The organism is Kitasatospora sp. NBC_01246 (genome assembly GCF_036226505.1).
GTDB lineage: Bacteria > Actinomycetota > Actinomycetes > Streptomycetales > Streptomycetaceae > Kitasatospora.
In genome coordinates this window covers 7,084,687-7,102,203 of record NZ_CP108484.1, presented here as the reverse complement: position 1 = coordinate 7,102,203, position 17,517 = coordinate 7,084,687, and the positions used below count along the sequence as shown (strand labels likewise).

Here is a 17,517-nt window from a genome sequence, read left to right as displayed (position 1 = left end):
GGGGTCGGGCGGGCCGGGGAACGACGGAGGGCCGGCGGCCGGGCTGCCCCGGTCACCGGCCCTCCGTGCGGGGCCCTGCGGTCCTACGGCCGGTCGCCGCGCTCGTAGCGGCTCACGACCTCCTCGGTCGGGCCGTCCATCACCAGCTCGCCGGCCTCGATCCAGATGGTCCGCTCGCAGACCTCGCGGATCGAGCTGTTGTCGTGGCTGACCAGGAAGACCGTACCGGCCGAGCCGCGCAGCTCGTCGATCCGCTTCTTGCTGCGCTGCTGGAACGCCTGGTCGCCGGTGGCCAGCGCCTCGTCGATCAGCAGCACGTCGTGGGTCTTCGCCGCGGCGATGGAGAACCGCAAGCGGGCGCCCATGCCGGAGGAGTAGGTGCGCATCGGCAGGGAGATGAAGTCGCCCTTGTCGTTGATGCCCGAGAACTCGACGATGTCCTGGTAGCGCTCCCGCACCTGGGCCGGGGTCATCCCCATCGCCAGGCAGCCGAGGACGACGTTGCGCTCGCCGGTGAGCTCGTTCATCAGCGCCGCGTTGACGCCCAGCAGCGAGGGCTGGCCGTTGGTGTAGATGCCGCCCTTCTCGGTCGGCAGCAGGCCCGCGATGGCGGCCAGCATGGTCGACTTGCCGGAGCCGTTGGAGCCGATCAGGCCGATCGCCTCGCCCTTGTACGCGGTGAAGCTGATCCCGCGCACCGCGTGCACCTCGCGCACGCCCGCGGAGCGCTTGCGGCTGATGATCCGGCTGATCGCGGAGGTGGCGCTGCCCTTGCCGGAGCCGGCACCGTGCACCCGGTAGACGATGTGCACGTCGTCGACGACGACGGTGGGCTCGCGTGCGACGTCGCTGTCCTGCACGGTCAGGCCCTTTCGCAGGTCGGTGTCAGCCACGGCCGTACTCCTCCTCGGCCTTCCAGAAGAAGACGTATCCGATCACGAACATCCCGACCGCCCAGGCGATGCCGTACGTCCACTGGTGCGGCGGGAACACCTGGTGCTGGGGGACGTGCTTGTTGTAGATGACCGGCGCGAACGCGTGCCGGATCAGGTCCATGTAGACCGAGGCCGGGTTGAGCTGCATCACCTTCTGCCAGAACTCCGGCCAGCCGTTGATCTTGTCCTGGATGCTGAACATCACGCCGGAGAGGAACATCCAGGCGCGCATCGCGAACGGGATCAGCTGGGAGATGTCACTGGTCTTGGAACCGATCCGCGCCATCACCAGGGCCACCCCGGTGTTGAACATCGACTGCAGGAGGAGCGCCGGGGCCACCGCGAGCCAGGTCCGGCCGGGCTCGATGCCGCTGGCCAGCACCACGCCGACCAGCACCACCATCGAGATCATCAGCTGCTGGAGCTGGATCACCGTGAAGGCGATCGGCAGCGAGGCACGCGGGAAGTGCAGGGCGCGGATCAGGCCGAGGTTGTCGGAGATCGCCCGGGTGCCGGACTGCACCGCGTTCTGGGTGAACTGGAAGACGAAGACACCGATGCAGAGCCACGCGGTGTACGTGCCGTCCGGGAACCCGTCCTTGTTGCGCAGGATCACACCGAAGACCAGGTAGAACACCGCGCAGTTCAGCAGCGGGGTCACGACCTGCCAGAGCTGGCCGAGCTTGGCGTCGGTGTACTGGGCCACCAGGCGGGCGGTGGCGAAGGCCCAGATGAAGTGCCGGCGGGCCCACAGCTGCTTGGTGTAGGCGACGAGGCCGGGTCGTCTGCCGCTGACCGCGAGACCGTACTTGTCCGCAAGCTGCTTGGGGGTCAGGCCCGCGTCCGCCCCCCTCGGGGCTGAGAGGCTGACGGGTTCACTCACTGTCGACACATTCGTCCTTCGCGCGGGATCGTCGGGGAGGCCGGTCGACGGGGGTCCGCCGGCCTTTCGCCGAGGGGGATCCACTCGGATCACGGGGGAGTCCGGCCGGTGCGTGGTCACCGGCCGCTGCGATCGGACGACCGTACGACGACTGAACCGTCCGGTTCAAATCATCGCGGGGCCGCCCGACCGTACGATCAGATGACCGGCGGTCGGCCCAGCCTGGTCAGTCGCCAAACGGTACGCCATCGCATGGGCCGCCGCGTACCGCAGGGTTCGCGCCAGCCCGCCCGGAACCCGCCCCACCAGGCCTTGAGCGCCTCCGGGGAGGGGCGGCGGGCCAGGGTCAGCAGGAACCAGGTTCCCAGATAGAGAGGCACGAACAGGGCCGGAAGGTTCCGTCTCGCGAGCCACACCCTGTTGCGGGCCACGTTGTGGAAGTACGTGGCGTGCCGGGCGGGCGAGGTGGTCGGGTGGTGGAGCACCACGTCCGCCCGGTAGTCGATGGCCCAGCCGGCGTCCAGCGCGCGCCAGGCGAGGTCGGTCTCCTCGTGCGCGTAGAAGAACTCGGCGGGCAGCTGGCCGGCCTGTTCGAACACCGTGCAGCGCACGGCGCTCGCGCCGCCCAGGAAGGTGGTCACCCGGGAGGAGCGCAGCGGGTCGCTGGCGCGCAGCCGGGGGACGTGCCGGCGCTGGGTGACGCCGGTGTCGGGGTCGGCGATCCGGAAGCTGACGATCCCCAGCTCCGGGTCGGCGCTGAAGGCCTCGCGCAGCAGCCGGGCCGAGTCGGTGCCCGGGAGCCGGCCGTCGTCGTCCAGGAAGAGGACGGCGTCGACCTCCCGGCCGTCCTTGCCGAACAGCTCGATGCCGACGTTGCGGCCGCCCGGGATGCCGAGGTTCTCCGGCAGCTCGACGCTGCGCACGCCCGGCGGCAGCGGCGGCAGCGGGGCGCCGTTGGCGACCACGGCCAGTTCGACGGTCGGGCCCTCCTGGGCGCGGACCGACTCGATCAGCGCGTTCAGCTCGGCCGGGCGGTTGCCCATGGTGATGATGACCGCGCCGAGCCGGAAGGTGTCGGCGGCGGCCGGGAGGTGCTCCGTCACGGCGCTCACCGGAGCCTGCTGGAGAGAACGATGCTCAGCAGGTGCAGCACGGTCTGCAGCATCGCGATCGCGGCCAGCACGACCACCGCGAGCCGGGTGAAGAGCAGCCCGCCGTGCACGGCGTCCGCGACGCCCGCGGCGAGGATGAGCAGCGAGGCCTCGACCGCGCCCACCAGCCGGTGGAACTTGAGGAAGGAGGCCGCCCGGCGGGCCCTGGCCACGCCGGAGGAACGCGGCACCGAGGCGCTGTCCTCGACCGCCGTGAGGCCGCTGCGGGCCCGGGCCACGTCCACCAGGTCCGTCTCGGACTTGATCAGGATGGCGCCGAGCGCGGCGAGCGTGCCGAGGAAGGCCCACTCCCAGTGCGAGGCGGTGCCGCTCCGGTGGAAGAGGTCGCAGCCGCGCAGGCCGAGACCGGTCAGGAGGGCCGCCTCGGACATGTAGTGGCCGACCCGGTCCAGGTAGACGCCGGTGAGCGAGGTCTGCCGGCGCCAGCGGGCGACCTCGCCGTCCACGCAGTCCAGCAGCAGGTAGACCTGGATGAGCAGGGCGCCGAGGACCGCCCCGGTGAGGCCCGGGACGATCAGCGCGGCACCGGCCAGGATGCCGGTGAGCATCATCAGGTAGGTCAGACCGTTGGGCGTGATCGCCGTCACGGTGGAGAGCACGCGGGTGATCCGCAGCGAGATCCGCCGCATGTAGAGGCGGCCCGCCCAGTGCTCCGCGCTGCGGCGCTGGAGCATGCCCTCCGGGTGGATCACCGCGCGCAGCTCCTCGACGGAGGGGCGGCGGGTCAGATCCACCGGGGCCGGGGGCGAGCCCTTCGTGGCGGGGTCAGCTGTTGACGGCTTGGACATAGTCGGCGTACGCGTCCCTGATCGCTGAGGGGGAGAGGTCGAGGTGCTCAAGAATGGTGAAGCGGCCCGGGCGGGTGTTCGGAGCGTAGTGCACCGCCTCGGTGAACTCCGCCTCGGTGAAGCCGATCTGAGCTGCGGTCACCGGCAGGCCGTGGCGCGACAGGCGCTCCACGATCAGACCGGTCAGCTCGCGCTCGCCCCGCAGGAAGCTGGCGAAGGCGGCCCCGAGGCCGACCTGTTCGCCGTGCTGGGCGGATCGCTTGGGATACAGCACGTCCAGGGCATGCGAGATCTCGTGGCAGGCCCCCGACGAGGGCCGGGTGCTGCCGGCGATGTTCATCGCGATGCCGGACAGTACCAGGGCTTCCGCGAGCGCTGTCAGGAGGTCCTGATCCTGAAGGTTTCCTGGGTGCCGCAGCAGGTTCTCGCCCGCCGAACGGGCCATCGCCACGGCCAGTCCGTCCACCGGCTCGCCGGTCTCGGCCTGGGACAGCTCCCAGTCCGCGCAGGCGGAGATGTTGGAGACGACGTCGCCGATGCCGGCCGCCACGAAGCGCGGCGGAGCCTGCCGGATCACGTCGAGGTCGACCACGATGCCGATCGGGCCGGGCACGCCGTAGGACCCCCGGCCGGCGTCGTTGTCGAGGGTGGAGACGGGAGAGCAGATGCCGTCGTGCGCGAGGTTGGTGGCCACCGCGACCACCGGCAGGCCGACCCGCGCGGCGGCGTACTTGGCGGCATCGATGATCTTGCCGCCGCCCAGGCCGACGATCGCGTCGTAGTGGCCGCCGCGCATCGCGTCCGCCAGGCGCACCGCGCTGTCGAGGCTGCCGTCGTCGACGTTGTACCAGTCGGCGCCCGGCAGGGCGGGCTCCAGCCGCTCGCGCAGCACCGCCCCGGAGCCGTTGCTGATCGCCACCGCGATCCGGCCCGAGGTGGAGAGCCGCTGGTCGGCGAGGATCCCCCCGAGGGCGTCGAGCGCCCCCGAGCGGATCTCCACGAAGACCGGCGACGGCACCAGCCGCGTCAGTACTGGCACGCGATCTCCCGCGCCTTGGCCAGGTCGTCGTGGTTGTCGACCTCGACCCAGGAGACCTCGCCGATCGGCTGCACGTCGATCCGCAGACCGCGGTCGACCATCTCCTGGTAGCCGTCCTCGTAGTACAGCTGCGGGTCGCGCTCGTAGGTGGCGCGCAGCGCGTCGGTGAGGTCGGCGGCGGCCGACGGGTTGATCACGGTGAGGCCGATGTACTCGCCGGTCGCCTCGGCCGGCTCCATCAGCTTGGTGATGCGCCGCATGCCGGTGGCCGGGTCGACGACGACCTTCATCTCCTCGTCGGCGAGCTTCTTCACCGTGTCGAGGGCGAGCAGGATGCCGGGGGCGCGGCCCTCCTCGGTGAGGCGCCGGTTGCCCTCCAGCATGGTCCGCTGGACGGAGGCCGGGTGCACGGTGTCCCCGTTGGCCAGCAGCAGGCCCTCGCCGAAGAGCTCGCGGGCGCACCAGAGGGAGTAGGCGTTGTTCCACTCCTCGGCCTTGTCGTTCTCGACCAGGGTGAGCTTCACGCCGTACTTCTGCTCCAGGGCCGCCTTGCGGTCCTGGACCGCCTCCTTGCGGTAGCCGACGACGATCGCCGCCTCGCGCAGGCCGACCTCGGCGAAGTTGCCGAGGGTGAGGTCCAGGACGGTCCGCTCCCCGTCGACCGGCACCAGCGCCTTCGGAAGGGTGTCGGTGTACGGGCGCAGCCGGCGGCCGGCGCCGGCTGCCAGAACGAGGCCGATCATGCGGGGTCTCCTGATCCGTCGTGCTGTGCTGATCCGTCGGGCCGAACGCCGCAGCCGCCCGGCGGGCTGTGCGCTGCCGCAAGCCGCCGGACCGTGCGCCGCCGCAGGCCGTCGGGGTGGCGCGCCGATGCCGGCGAGGATGCGGGCACCGTGTCATCAGTGATGGTAGGCGACCGTGGCGACCAGCCCGAACGCGGCCGGTGGCCCGGGCGGACACCGGGTCCGGCGGCGGTGAAGAAGGGGTGCCGTCGAGGTGTCCGTTCACCGTCCGCACGCCGTCGGAATCGAACGGGCGCCGAACGCGTTCCGAACGCCTCTGCTAATCCGTCGCCCATTCCGATACCGGGAATGGTGCGGGAACGGTCATGATCCGCCCTGTTGTGTGTGGGACGCCTGCGGACCGCCACCCGTACGGCAGACTGGGGCACGACGCCACCGGTGCTCCCATTGCCCCCGAAAGAGGCCTCATGCCCCAGAGTCCGCCGACCAGCCCGACGCACTTCACCTCGGAGATCGACACCGGTCTCGACGTGGAGACCGACGTGACGGCCGACCCCCGAGCCGCGGCCGGAGCGCCCGCCGGCACCGAGATCCTGCTGGAGCTCGTCGACGACGAGGGCGTCACGATCGGCACCGCCGAGAAGCACTGGGCCCACCAGCAGCCGGGCCGGCTTCACCGGGCGTTCTCGGTGTTCCTCTTCGACCGCCAGGGACGGCTCCTGCTCCAGCGCCGGGCCCTCGGCAAGTACCACTCCCCCGGCGTCTGGTCGAACACCTGCTGCGGCCACCCGTACCCCGACGAGCCGCCGTTCGTCGCCGCGGCCCGGCGCACCGCCGAGGAGCTGGGCGTCGCCCCCGCGCTCCTCTGCGAGGCCGGCACCGTCCGGTACGACCTGCCGGACGAGGCCTCCGGCCTGATCGAGCGGGAGTGGAACCACCTGTTCGTCGGCCTGGTCACCGCCGACGTCGTGCCCGACCCGGACGAGGTGGACGACTTCGCCTTCGTGTCCGCGCAGGAGCTGCGCGAGCTCCAGGACGAGCGGCCGTTCTCGGTGTGGTTCCGGACCGTCTTCGAGGCCGCGCTGCCCGGCATCCGCGAGATCGCCGGCCGGGACTGGTAGGACCACCCGCTACCGCGCGTCCTCCCGGGGGATGGGCAGCGAGGCCCAGACCACTTTGCCGCCCTCCCCCGTCCGCTCCACGTCGCAGACCCCGCCCGCCTGCAGGGTGACGCTCTTCACCAGCAGCAGCCCCCGCCCGCCGGTCCGCCCGGCGTCGCTCTCCAGGGCCTTCGGCCGGTACGGGTCGCCGTCCTCGACCGACACCCGGACCCAGCCCGCTCCGACCACGAGTTCGGTGGTCACCTCCGGCGACAGCTCGGCGGCGTGCGTCACGGCGTTGCCCACCAGCTCCGAGACGATCAGCAGCAGGTCGTCCACCAGCTCCTGGTAGCGCACCCCCGCCATCCCCTGGGCCAGCAGCCGGTCCCGCACCGCGTGCCTGGTCCGCGGCACCGAGGCCTCCACCGCCGGTACCGGGAACCGCCACACCCCTTCGGCCGGCCCGCTCCCGGCGCGTCCGGATGCCGGGCATCCGGACGCCACACGTCTGGGCTCGGCCTCCGCCGCCCCGCTGATCTGCTCCACGTCCAGCCGCCCTTCGTCCGCGACCCCGGGAATCAGGCGTTCCGCTCATGGCGCCCTCGGTCCACAGAGGCTAGGAGAGCCGCCCCCGGCACGGCCGCACCGTCGACAACTTGCCCGTGTCGGACCACTCCCGCCCGTTCCCGACCGCCCGCCGGTCACAGTACGACCGCTTCCCGCCCCTGAACCACCGCTTCGCTCAGTCCTGCGACCCATCCCCGCCACCCCGGTGGTCCCCACCCGGGGAAACGCAGGTGAGAAGCACTCCAGAACCCTGGTAATGTTCTCTCTGTCGCCGAGGGGGCGAGCAGAAAGTCCCCGAAGCACACACCCTGTCCGGGTGGCGGAATGGCAGACGCGCTAGCTTGAGGTGCTAGTGCCCTTTATCGGGCGTGGGGGTTCAAGTCCCCCCTCGGACACCAGAACAATTCCCCGCAGGAACTCCAAAGAGTTCCTGCGGGGAATTTCTTTTTTGCCCGGACGGGTCGGCGGGAGCCTGCGCCGGTGGCTCTGCGGGAATGGGGCGGCACGGGCGCCGCGGGGTGCACCGGGGCACTCAGGGGCACTGCGGGTCAAGGCTGCCGGGGGTCCGTACGTGTCCGATCGTCGGACACGAGATGGCAACAATCGGATGATCTGAGCTTCATCTGAGGTTTTCGTCCTATTTCGCACCATAGTCTGCTGTGCGTTTGTCCGGAACCCCAGGAGACAGAGGACCGATACGTTGAGCGCGCCTGAGTCGACGACGGCTTCCCATCAGCACTACCGCCGTTCGCTCGGCACCATCAGCCTCACCGCCGTGGGCCTCGGCTCGATCATCGGCTCCGGCTGGCTCTTCGGTGCCGAGCGGGCCGCCCGGCTCGCCGGACCGGCCTCGATCGTCGCCTGGGTGATCGGCGCCGCGGTCGCACTCACCATCGCGCTGACCTACAGCGAGCTCGGGTCCATGTTCCCCAAGGCCGGCGGGATGGTGCGGTACGGGCAGTACTCGCACGGCTCGCTCGCCGGGTACCTGGCGGCCTGGGCCAACTGGATCGCCATCGTCTCGGTGATCCCCGGCGAGGCCACCGCCTCGGTGCAGTACATGAGCTCCTGGCACTTCGGCTGGGCGAAGGGCCTGTTCGACGGCGAGGAGCTCTCGGTCAGCGGGGTCGCCGTGGCGAGCGTGCTGCTGGTCGGCTACTTCGCGCTGAACTGGTTCGCGATCACGCTGTTCGCCAAGACCAACACCGCGATCACCGTGTTCAAGGTGGTCGTGCCGACGCTGACCGCGGGCGCCCTGCTGCTGGCGCACTTCGACACCGCCCACTTCACGGACCACGGCGGCTTCGCGCCGAACGGCTGGAGCGCGGTGTTCACGGCGGTCGCCGTCTCCGGCATCGTCTGGGCCTTCAACGGGTTCCAGTCCCCGCTGAACCTGGCCGGCGAGGCCCGCGACCCCGGTAAGTCGCTGCCCAAGGCCGTGATCGGCTCGATCCTGATCGCCCTGGTGATCTACGTCGCGCTGCAGGTGGCCTTCCTCGGCGCCGTCCCGACGGGGGACCTGAGCAACGGCTGGAGCGGGCTCGGCTACACCTCGCCGCTGGCCGACCTGTCGATCGCCTGGGGCCTCAACTGGCTCGCGCTGCTGCTGTACGCGGACGCCTTCGTCTCCCCCAGCGGCACCGGCATGATCTACGCCGCCACCACCTCGCGCATGATCCACGGCGTGCAGGAGAACGGCCACCTGCCCAGGATCTTCGGCCGGGTCGACCCCAGGACCGGCATCCCGCGCCCGGCCCTGCTGCTCAACCTGCTGATCGCCTTCCTCTTCCTGGCGGTCTTCCGCGGCTGGGGCTCGCTCGCCGAGATCGTCTCGGTCGCCACCGTGATCTCGTACGTCACCGGCCCGGTCGCGGTGATGGCGCTGCGCCGCCTCGCCCCCGAGCTGCCGCGACCGGTCCGGCTGCGCGCGATGCCGGTGATCGCCCCGGTGGCGATGGTCTTCGGCTCGCTGGTGCTCTACTGGGCCCGCTGGCCGCTGACCGGCAAGGTCATCCTGCTGATGGCCGCCGGCCTGCCGATCTGGGCCTGGTACGAGCTGCGCAAGCCGTGGGCCGAGCTCAAGCCGCACCTCAAGGCCGGCGCCTGGATGATCGCCTACCTGTTCGTGATGGCCGCCGTCTCCTGGGCCGGCAGCGCCGACTTCGGCGGCCGGGGCTACCTCCCCGAGGGCTGGGACCTGCTGATCGTCGCCCTGATCGGGCTCGCCTTCTACCGCTGGGGCGTGGCCAGCGCCTGGGCCAACCCCTCGCTGGCCGCCGTCAAGCGGGAACTGGCCGAGACGGCCGCCGCCGATGCCGCCGGCCCCGCGGCCACCCTGCCCCGCCAGACCGGCGAGGCCTCCCGGGTCTGACCGACCCCGCCGCACCACGCCGAAGGGGCGTGCCGACCCGCCGGCACGCCCCTTCGGCGTGGTGCGGACGCGTGCGCCGGGGTGGTCAGCCGCGGCGGGCGCGGCGGATGGCGGCGGTGAGGACCGGGGGGAGGAGGTCGCCCGCGACGCGTTTGGCGACGTTGGCGGGGCGGCGGCGTTCGGCGGCGCGGGCGCGGCGGACGGCGAGGTCGACGTCGGCCTCCTGCTGGGCGCGCAGGGCCTCCGCCTCCGCCCGTTCCGCCTCCCGGCGGGCGGCCTCGGCGGCCAGCCGGTCGTGGTGGCGCGAGGGGCGGAACGGGGCGATGCCGTGGGAGCTGCCGCCGACCCGGACCACCCGCTGGCCGTTCAGGTGCTCGACGGCGAGCTGGACGCCCTCGGCCAGCCCGGTCCGGTCCAGCAGGGCGCGCCGGGCGGGCTCCGGATCGCCCCAGGTGCCGTAGAACTTGCTCTCGCTCAGCACGATCGGGGTGAGGCCCCCGTTGAACACCGCCTCCCAGGTGGCGGCGGCGACGCCCGGGGTGTGCGCGGAGCGGTAGTCGTCCAGGACCACCACGCCCTCCGGCTGGAGCGCCGCCCGGGCCACCCGGAGGTCGTCCACCACGTGCTCGTAGAGGTGCGAGGCGTCGATGTGGACGAACCGGAACGCGCCGGCCGGGAGGCGGCCGTCGGCCAGTGCCGAGGTGGGCGCCTGGATGATCTCCGGCAGTGCGTCGTGGAAGGACAGGTAGTTGGACTCGAACGCCTTCCGGGTGAGCGACTTCCGGTAGGACATGGACATCTCGGCGGCGTTCTCGTCGTCCGGGGCGTCCGAGTCGAAGAGGTCGCAGACCGTGAAGGTCTCGGTGGGCTGCCGGTGGTCGCCGATCACGATCGCGCTGCGCCCGAGGTAGGCGCCCATCTCCAGCAGGTCCCCGGTGACGCCCGCCTTCTCCTGGCGGTCGAGGAACCACTCGAAGAGGTGGCGGTCGTGGTCCCAGAACCAGCCGGGGACGTCATCGAGCCGGCCCGGCTCGGTGGGCCGGTACTGCTCGGCGCTCAGCGCGGCGTCGGTCACGAAGTTGCTCCTCACACGGTGCGGACGACCACTGGGAACGACCTCCGGCGCGGACCCGCCCGCCGCACGGGTGCGCGGGCCGGCGACGGACGTCACCGCCCGGCCTTCCGGAGCAGCCTGCGGACCGGCGTGGGCGGACGCCGTTCGAACCCGCTGCCCACGGTAGTGACGCACACCGGAGTGCGCCGCAATCTACCGTCCGCTGTCCGGAGTTGAGGAGATGTCGCACGGACGTTTTCGTCCGGTGCGCGTTTGTGAGCACTCGGCGGGACGGCGGCCCGGGAGGACCGGTTCGTCCATACTGCCGCTCGCGTGCCCGTTTTGTCACCATCCCCGGGGCGGTAGGGGCCGGAGAGGTAGGAGGCCGGGCAGTAGGGGGTCCGGCTCTTGCGCCGGGCTGCCCGGGCGGCCTTGACTGGCCCTTTGGCCAGCGACCCCCGAGCGACCTCCGGCGGCCCCCAGCGGCGGCCCCGCGCGGCTCCTCGGGCGGACGATCCGATGAGAGGACCACCCGGTGCAGCAGGACGCGGAGCAGGGCACCCAGTACGGCGACCAGTACATCGACGGCGAATGGCGGCCCTCGCTGGACGCCGGGTCGATCACGGTACTGAACCCGGCGACCGAACAGGTGCTCGCCACCGTCCCCGCCGGCGGCACGGCCGACGTCGCCGCTGCCGTGGCCGCCGCCCGCCGGGCGGCCCGGAGTTGGGCCGCCACCTCCCGCGAGGAGCGGCTGGCGCTGCTCACCCGGCTGCGGGACGGCCTGGCCGGGTGCCAGGAGGAGATAGCCGACACGGTGGTCGCGGAGCTGGGCGCGCCGGTCGGCTTCGCGACCGCCGTGCACGCCGGCCTGCCGCTGGCCGTGGCCGGTTCCTACCTCGCGCTGCTCGCCGAGTACCCCTTCGAGGAGCGGATCGGGAACTCGGTGGTGCTCGCCGAGCCGGCCGGGGTGGTCGCGGCGATCACCCCGTGGAACTACCCGCTGCACCAGATCGTGGCCAAGGTCGTGCCGGCCCTGGCGGCCGGCTGCCCGGTGGTGCTCAAGCCCGCCGAGGACGCCCCGCTGGTCGCCCGGCTGTTCGCGCGGCTGGTCCACGAAGCGGGCTTCCCCGCCGGGGTGTTCAACCTGGTCACCGGCACCGGCCCGGTGGCGGGCGCGGCCCTGGTCGGGCACCCGGAGGTGGACGTGGTCTCGTTCACCGGCTCCACCGCCGTGGGCCGGACCGTCGCCGAGACCGCCGGGCGGGGCATCAAGCGGGTCGCGCTGGAGCTGGGCGGGAAGTCGGCCAACGTGGTGCTGCCCGGCGCCGACCTGGCCCGGGCGGTCAACGTCAACGTCGCCAACGTGTTCGCCAACTCCGGTCAGACGTGCAGCGCCTGGACCAGGCTGCTGGTGCACCAGGACCAGTACGAGGAGGCGGTCGGACTCGCCGCGAAGGCCGCCGCCAAGTACCTCCCGGGCGATCCGGCCGATCCGCGGACCCGGATCGGCCCGGTGGTCAGCGCCCGGCAGCGTGAGCGGGTGCGCGGCTACATCACCGGCGCGCTCGCCGAGGGCGCCCGGCTGGTCGTCGGCGGGGCGGACGCCCCGGCCGGTCTGGAAACCGGCTTCTACGTCCGGCCGACCGTCCTCGCCGACGTCACCAATGACATGACGGTCGCCCAGGAGGAGGTCTTCGGCCCGGTGCTGGCCGTCCTCGCCTACCGCGACGAGGACCACGCCGCCGAACTCGCCAACGGCACCCAGTACGGCCTGGCCGGCGGCGTCTGGGCGGCGGACACCGACACCGCCGCCGCCTTCGCCCGCCGCCTCGACACCGGCCAGGTCGACCTCAACGGCGGCCGCTTCAACCCGCTCGCCCCGTTCGGCGGCTACAAGAACTCGGGCCTCGGCCGCGAGCTGGGCCGCCCCGGCCTGGAGGAGTTCCTGCAGCTCAAGTCGCTGCAGTACTGAGCACGCCGGCACGCGGCCCGGTCCCCGCGGGGGCCGGGCCGCGCGGGTCTCAGACCAGGTCGACGCCCGGGTAGAGGGGGAAGCCCGCCAGCAGGTCGGCGGCGCGCTTGGCGACGCCCTCGCGGACCGCGTCGTCCAGGGTGTACTGGGCCTTGGACGGCGCGCCGGCGGAGGTCGCGACGGGAGCGGTGGCGCGCAGGACGGTGTCGATCAGGGCGGCGATCTCGTCCATCTCGGCGGTGCCCAGGCCCCGGGTGGTCAGCGCGGGGGTGCCGAGCCGGACGCCGGAGGTGTACCAGGCGCCGTTGCGGTCCTGCGGGACGGAGTTGCGGTTGGTGACGATGCCGGAGTCCAGCAGCGCCGCCTCGGCCTGCCGGCCGGTCAGGCCGTAGCCGGAGACGTCGGCGAGCACCAGGTGGTTGTCCGTGCCGCCGGTGACCAGCGTGCCGCCCCGGCGCAGCAGGCCCTCGGCGAGGGCCCGCGCGTTGTCGACGACGCCGCGGGCGTACGTGCGGAACTCGGGGCGGAGGGCCTCGGCGAAGGCGACCGCCTTGGCGGCCATCACGTGCGAGAGCGGGCCGCCGAGGACCAGCGGGCAGCCGCGGTCGACGTGCTCGGCCAGCTCGGCGGTGCAGAGCACCATGCCGCCGCGCGGACCGCGCAGCGACTTGTGGGTGGTGGTGGTGACGATGTGGGCGTGCGGGACGGGATCGTGGTCGCCGGTCAGCACCTTGCCCGCGACCAGGCCGGCGAAGTGCGCCATGTCGACCATCAGGGTCGCGCCGACCTCGTCGGCGATCTCGCGCATGACGCGGAAGTTCACCAGTCGCGGGTAGGCGGAGTAGCCGGCCACCAGGATCAGCGGGCGGAACTCGCGGGCGGTGGCCCGCAGCGCGTCGTAGTCGATCAGGCCGGTGACCGGGTCGGTGCCGTAGCTGCGCTGCTCGAACATCTTGCCGGAGATGTTCGGCCGGAAGCCGTGCGTGAGGTGGCCGCCGGTGTCCAGGGACATGCCGAGCATCCGCTGGTTGCCCAGCTCGTGGCGCAGCTCGGCCCAGTCCTGCTCGGTGAGGTCGTTGACGTTGCGGACCCCGGCGCGCTCCAGGGCGGGGCTCTCGACGCGCTGGGAGAGGACGGCCCAGAAGGCGGTCAGGTTGGCGTCGATGCCGGAGTGCGGCTGGACGTAGGCGTGGTCCGCGCCGAAGAGCGCGCGGGCGTGCTCGGCGGCGATCGTCTCGACCGTGTCGACGTTGCGGCAGCCGGCGTAGAAGCGGCGGCCGGCGGTGCCCTCGGCGTACTTGTCGCTGAGCCAGTTGCCCATGGCGAGCAGGACGGCCGGGGAGGCGTAGTTCTCGCTGGCGATCAGCTTGAGCGAGGCGCGCTGGTCGTCGATCTCCCGGCCGATGGCGGCGGCGATCCTCGGCTCCACCTCGCGGACGACGTCGAGGGCACTGCGGAAGGCGGTGTTGGCGGTGGCACTCGCGGCGGTGTGCGGTGCGGCGGTGGGCGCTGCGGCGGCGTCGGGCGCGGCAGGGCTGACGGGGGTGGCCAAGGCGGTCTCCTCGTGACGGGTGGACGAGTACGGACGGCCCAGGCGCTCGGCAACTTGGCGTGCGGGTGCACGGAGCCGCTTCCCGATGGTCGGTTCCATCCGTGCGCGCCAGTCGCGGCTCACCGGGATCGTACCAATGCCCCGGCCGCTGTGGCGGAGATCTCAGAATGCGGGACAGGCCGCCTCCTTTGCCCTGGTATGACCGTTCTTCTGCAACGGCAGTATTGCGGCGGAATGAAGCCGTCACAATTCCCGAAACATTGCACCCGAACTCCGCCGGGAATGATTTGCGGAAATCCGGCGGCGTCCGATCTGATGGCGTTCGGCAGGCCGCCGGGAAACCCCCGCAGGCCGGCCGTCACATGCACACCAGCGCACCCTCACCCACGGGGCGGCGGAGAATTCGGGGAGTACACCTCTCATGGCAGTGGTCGAGACAGTCGCAGAGCCGTCCGCCGGGACGGCGCCCGCCGCCGCGCGGGCCCCGCAGGGCCCGCTGCGCCGGATCCGCCGCGACCGGGTCGCGGCCACCGCGCTCGCGGTCGTCGTGGTCTTCCTGCTGCTCGCGCTCGCCGCCCCGCTGATCGCCGCCCTCTACGGCAGGAACCCGGTCGAGCACTACGGCCAGAACACTCCCGGCCTGCTCAGCGACGGCGGACTGCCGATGGCGCCGAACGGCGGCATCTCGGCCGACTTCTGGTTCGGCCTGGAGCCCGGGCTCGGCCGCGACGTCCTCACCCAGCTGCTCTACGGCATCCGCACCTCACTGCTGATCGCCTTCGCCTCGGCCGCCGTCACCACCACGCTCGGGGTGCTGGCCGGCGTCGCGGTGGGCTACCTCGGCGGGATCACGGACCGGCTCTTCGGTTTCCTCTCCAACGTGCTGCTGGCCTTTCCGACCCTGCTCCTGCTGCTCGCGCTCAGCCCCGTCATCCAGTCGCGGCTGGTCGACCCGGACACCGCCGAACCCGAGTGGATGCAGTTCCTGGTGCTGATCCTGGTCTTCTCCGCGTTCGGCTGGATTCCGCTCGCGCTTTCCCTCCGGGCCGCCGTCCGGTCACTTCGGGAAAGGGATTTCGTGCAGTCCGCCCGGGCGCTCGGGGCGAGCGGATTCCATATCGTGTTCCGCGAACTCCTGCCGAATGTCCGGGCGCAGCTCCTGGTGCACGCCACGATGGCGGTGCCGACGTTCGTCGCCTCCGAGGCGGTGCTGTCCTTCCTCGGCGTGGGCATCAACGAGCCCGTCCCGGACTGGGGCCGGATGATCGCGCGGGGCTCCGAGGTCTTCCAGGCCGACCCCACCTACATGTTCTTTCCCGGCGTGGCACTGCTGCTCTTCGTGCTCGCCTTCAACCTGCTCGGCGACGCCGTCCGGGACGCGCTCGACCCGCGCGCCGCGCGCTGAGCGCCGCCTTCCCCTCCTCCCTCCCTCCCCCTCCCTTTCACCCGACCGCCCCGTCTCCGGGGCAAGGAGAGTTCCGCCATGCGCTGGATCAAACCGTCCCTCGCCGTCGTCGCCACCGCGGTGCTGGCGACCTCCTGCTCGGCCGGCGCGGGCTCCACCCCGGGTACCGGCGCCGGGGCCACCGCCCGGGAGTCCTCGCCGCTGACCGCCGCGCTCGGCACCGAGAAGGAGAGCGCCGGCCCGGCCCCCGCCGTCCCCGGCGCCCGCCCGGGCGGCACCGTGAACGTCTACAACACCACCGACTTCCGCCACCTCGACCCGCAGAAGGTCTACGCCGGCGCCGCGTACAACACCTCGCTGCTCTGGGGCCGCCAGCTGACCCAGTACCAGGTGGTGGACGGCAAGGCCAGGCTGGTCGGCGACCTCGCCACCGACACGGGGACCCCGGCCGACGGCGGCCGCACCTGGACGTACCGGCTGAAGGAGGGCGTGGCCTGGGAGGACGGGCAGCCGATCACCTCCCAGCAGGTCAAGTACGGCATCGAGCGCTCCTTCGGCAAGGGCTACGAGGTCGGCCCGCCGTACTGGCCGCAGTGGCTCACCGGCGAGGCCAGCTACGACGACGCGCGCAAGAATTACGCCGGCCCGCAGGACGGCGACCTCGCCGCGATCGAGACCCCGGACGACCGCACCCTCGTCCTGCACTTCCCGCAGCCGCAGGCCGACGTGCCGTACATGGCCGCACAGTCCTCCTCCTCGCCGGTGCGCAGGGACAAGGACACCGGCACGGACTACGACCGGCTGCCGTTCGCCAGCGGCCCGTACCGGATCGCCGAGCACGTCCAGAACACCCGGCTGGTGCTGGAGCGCAATCCGCACTGGAAGGCGGAGACCGACCCGATCCGCTCGCAGTACCCGGAGAGGTTCGTCTTCACCTTCGGCAAGGAGGCGCTCAACATCAACCAGGAGATCCTCTCCGGCCGGGACGGCGGCGCCGACGCCACCACGGTGGCGACCCAGCTCTCCCCCGAGCTCTACCAGAACGTGGACACCGACCCGAAGGCCAAGGAGCTGGTGGTCTCCGGCCGCCAGGGCGCCTTCGTCACCCAGCTCGTGATCAACAACGAGCGGGTGCCGGACGTCGAGGTCCGCAAGGCCCTGCACCTGGCCTACCCGCGCCAGCAGGCGCGCCAGGTCCAGGGCGGCTCCCGGGTCGGCGAGCTGGCCACCACCCTCAGCTCCCCCGCCCTGGTCGACTGGCAGAAGTACGACCTGTACCCGGCCAAGCCGGAGGGCGACCCGGAGGCCGCCAAGCAGGCGCTCGCCCGGGCCAAGCAGCCGCCGGCCGCGCTGACCTACGCCTACGCCTCCACCCCGAACGGGCAGCGGGTCGCCCAGGTGCTCGTGGAGGGCTTCGCCAAGGCCGGCATCACCATCGTGCCGAAGCCGGTCGACCCCAAGGCGCTGCTGGACGAGGCGCACCGCGCCGACTCCCCGTACGACCTGTTCGAGGAGACCAGCTCGGTCGACTGGCCGACCCCCTCCACGCTGGTCCCGTTCTCCTTCGACGGCCGGGCCAACGGCGACCTCAACTCCGCCCGCTACCGCAACGCCGAGGTGGACAGGGAGATCGACCGGATCAACCAGATCGGCGAGCCGCGCGCCAAGGCCAAGGAACTGTACGCGCTGGAGCAGACGGTGATGAAGGACGTACCGGTGCTGCCCTTCGCCTACCCGGCCGTGAACCAGCTGCGCGGCAGCAACGTCGGCGGGGCGTTCGTCCACCCGATCTACGGTTCGGTCGGGCTGGCCTGGCTCTACCTCAAGTCCTGACCCGCCCGGCCCCGGGGCCGCCCCGGGGGCCCGGCCCGCGCCACGGGCCGGGCTGCCCGGCCCCGACCGCCCCGCCGTGCCCCTCGACCCCGTGCCCCTC

14 protein-coding genes, 1 tRNA gene and 1 riboswitch are annotated in these 17,517 nt (G+C 72.2%); of the genes, 6 read left to right on the top strand and 9 right to left on the bottom strand.

From position 1 onward, the window contains the following. Window positions 1-83: 83 nt before the first annotated feature. The 6 genes from OG618_RS30130 to OG618_RS30105 all read right to left on the bottom strand — a co-directional run bounded on the left by OG618_RS30130 (window position 84) and on the right by OG618_RS30105 (window position 5,560). Complete coding sequence (locus OG618_RS30130; protein WP_329490721.1) at window positions 84-893, bottom strand: ABC transporter ATP-binding protein; 810 nt, start codon at window positions 891-893, stop codon at window positions 84-86. Continuing rightward, complete coding sequence (locus OG618_RS30125; protein ID WP_329490720.1) at window positions 886-1,827, bottom strand: ABC transporter permease; 942 nt, start codon at window positions 1,825-1,827, stop codon at window positions 886-888. The genes OG618_RS30130 and OG618_RS30125 overlap by 8 nt, the downstream gene beginning before the upstream one ends. Window positions 1,828-2,015: 188 nt before the next feature. Then, complete coding sequence (locus tag OG618_RS30120) at window positions 2,016-2,861, bottom strand: glycosyltransferase family 2 protein (RefSeq protein WP_329492347.1); 846 nt, start codon at window positions 2,859-2,861, stop codon at window positions 2,016-2,018. A gap of 65 nt (window positions 2,862-2,926) precedes the next feature. After that, complete coding sequence (locus tag OG618_RS30115) at window positions 2,927-3,664, bottom strand: CDP-alcohol phosphatidyltransferase family protein (protein WP_329492346.1); 738 nt, start codon at window positions 3,662-3,664, stop codon at window positions 2,927-2,929. Window positions 3,665-3,755: 91 nt separating this feature from the next. Beyond that, window positions 3,756-4,817 (bottom strand): iron-containing alcohol dehydrogenase family protein, encoded by a 1,062-nt coding sequence (locus OG618_RS30110; protein ID WP_329490719.1) that lies wholly within the window; start codon window positions 4,815-4,817, stop codon window positions 3,756-3,758. Then, window positions 4,805-5,560 carry a phosphocholine cytidylyltransferase family protein gene (locus OG618_RS30105; protein ID WP_329490718.1) on the bottom strand — a complete coding sequence of 252 codons (756 nt, stop codon included), beginning with the start codon at window positions 5,558-5,560 and terminating at the stop codon, window positions 4,805-4,807. The genes OG618_RS30110 and OG618_RS30105 overlap by 13 nt, the downstream gene beginning before the upstream one ends. A 467-nt stretch (window positions 5,561-6,027) precedes the next feature. Here OG618_RS30105 and idi point away from each other — a divergent pair, with 467 nt between their 5' ends. After that, window positions 6,028-6,681, top strand: a complete 654-nt coding sequence (idi, locus tag OG618_RS30100) for an isopentenyl-diphosphate Delta-isomerase (RefSeq protein ID WP_329490717.1) — start codon at window positions 6,028-6,030, stop codon at window positions 6,679-6,681. Between the two features lie 9 nt (window positions 6,682-6,690). On the opposite strand, the gene OG618_RS30095 is transcribed toward idi, so the two are convergent. Beyond that, a complete protein-coding gene (locus OG618_RS30095; RefSeq protein WP_329492345.1) occupies window positions 6,691-7,164 on the bottom strand; it encodes an ATP-binding protein in 474 nt (157 codons plus the stop codon). Window positions 7,165-7,537: 373 nt separating this feature from the next. Here OG618_RS30095 and OG618_RS30090 point away from each other — a divergent pair. Beyond that, window positions 7,538-7,625 (top strand) — tRNA-Leu (locus OG618_RS30090). Between the two features lie 302 nt (window positions 7,626-7,927). After that, window positions 7,928-9,598 carry an APC family permease gene (locus OG618_RS30085; RefSeq protein WP_329490716.1) on the top strand — a complete coding sequence of 557 codons (1,671 nt, stop codon included), beginning with the start codon at window positions 7,928-7,930 and terminating at the stop codon, window positions 9,596-9,598. 85 nt (window positions 9,599-9,683) lie between these two features. Here the strand turns inward: OG618_RS30085 and OG618_RS30080 are convergent, their stop codons facing one another. Beyond that, entirely contained in the window at window positions 9,684-10,673 is a 990-nt protein-coding gene (locus OG618_RS30080) for a class I SAM-dependent methyltransferase (RefSeq protein WP_329490715.1), read from the bottom strand. Window positions 10,674-11,187: 514 nt separating this feature from the next. Between OG618_RS30080 and OG618_RS30075 the strand changes: the two genes are divergently transcribed. Further along, window positions 11,188-12,627: an aldehyde dehydrogenase family protein gene (locus OG618_RS30075; protein WP_329490714.1), complete on the top strand. Its 1,440-nt coding sequence runs from the start codon at window positions 11,188-11,190 to the stop codon at window positions 12,625-12,627. A 49-nt stretch (window positions 12,628-12,676) separates the two neighbouring features. Here the strand turns inward: OG618_RS30075 and OG618_RS30070 are convergent, their stop codons facing one another. After that, window positions 12,677-14,179, bottom strand: a complete 1,503-nt coding sequence (locus OG618_RS30070; protein ID WP_442906883.1) for a glycine hydroxymethyltransferase — start codon at window positions 14,177-14,179, stop codon at window positions 12,677-12,679. Window positions 14,180-14,208: 29 nt separating this feature from the next. Then, a riboswitch (ZMP/ZTP riboswitch) is annotated at window positions 14,209-14,305 on the bottom strand. Between the two features lie 295 nt (window positions 14,306-14,600). On the opposite strand from OG618_RS30070, the gene OG618_RS30065 reads away from it, so the two are divergent. Together OG618_RS30065 and OG618_RS30060 are read left to right on the top strand one after the other, a co-directional pair. Next, on the top strand, window positions 14,601-15,584 hold the full coding sequence (locus tag OG618_RS30065) for an ABC transporter permease (RefSeq protein WP_329490713.1): 984 nt from the start codon (window positions 14,601-14,603) through the stop codon (window positions 15,582-15,584). A gap of 78 nt (window positions 15,585-15,662) precedes the next feature. Further along, complete coding sequence (locus OG618_RS30060; protein WP_329490712.1) at window positions 15,663-17,417, top strand: ABC transporter substrate-binding protein; 1,755 nt, start codon at window positions 15,663-15,665, stop codon at window positions 17,415-17,417. Window positions 17,418-17,517 lie beyond the last annotated feature (100 nt).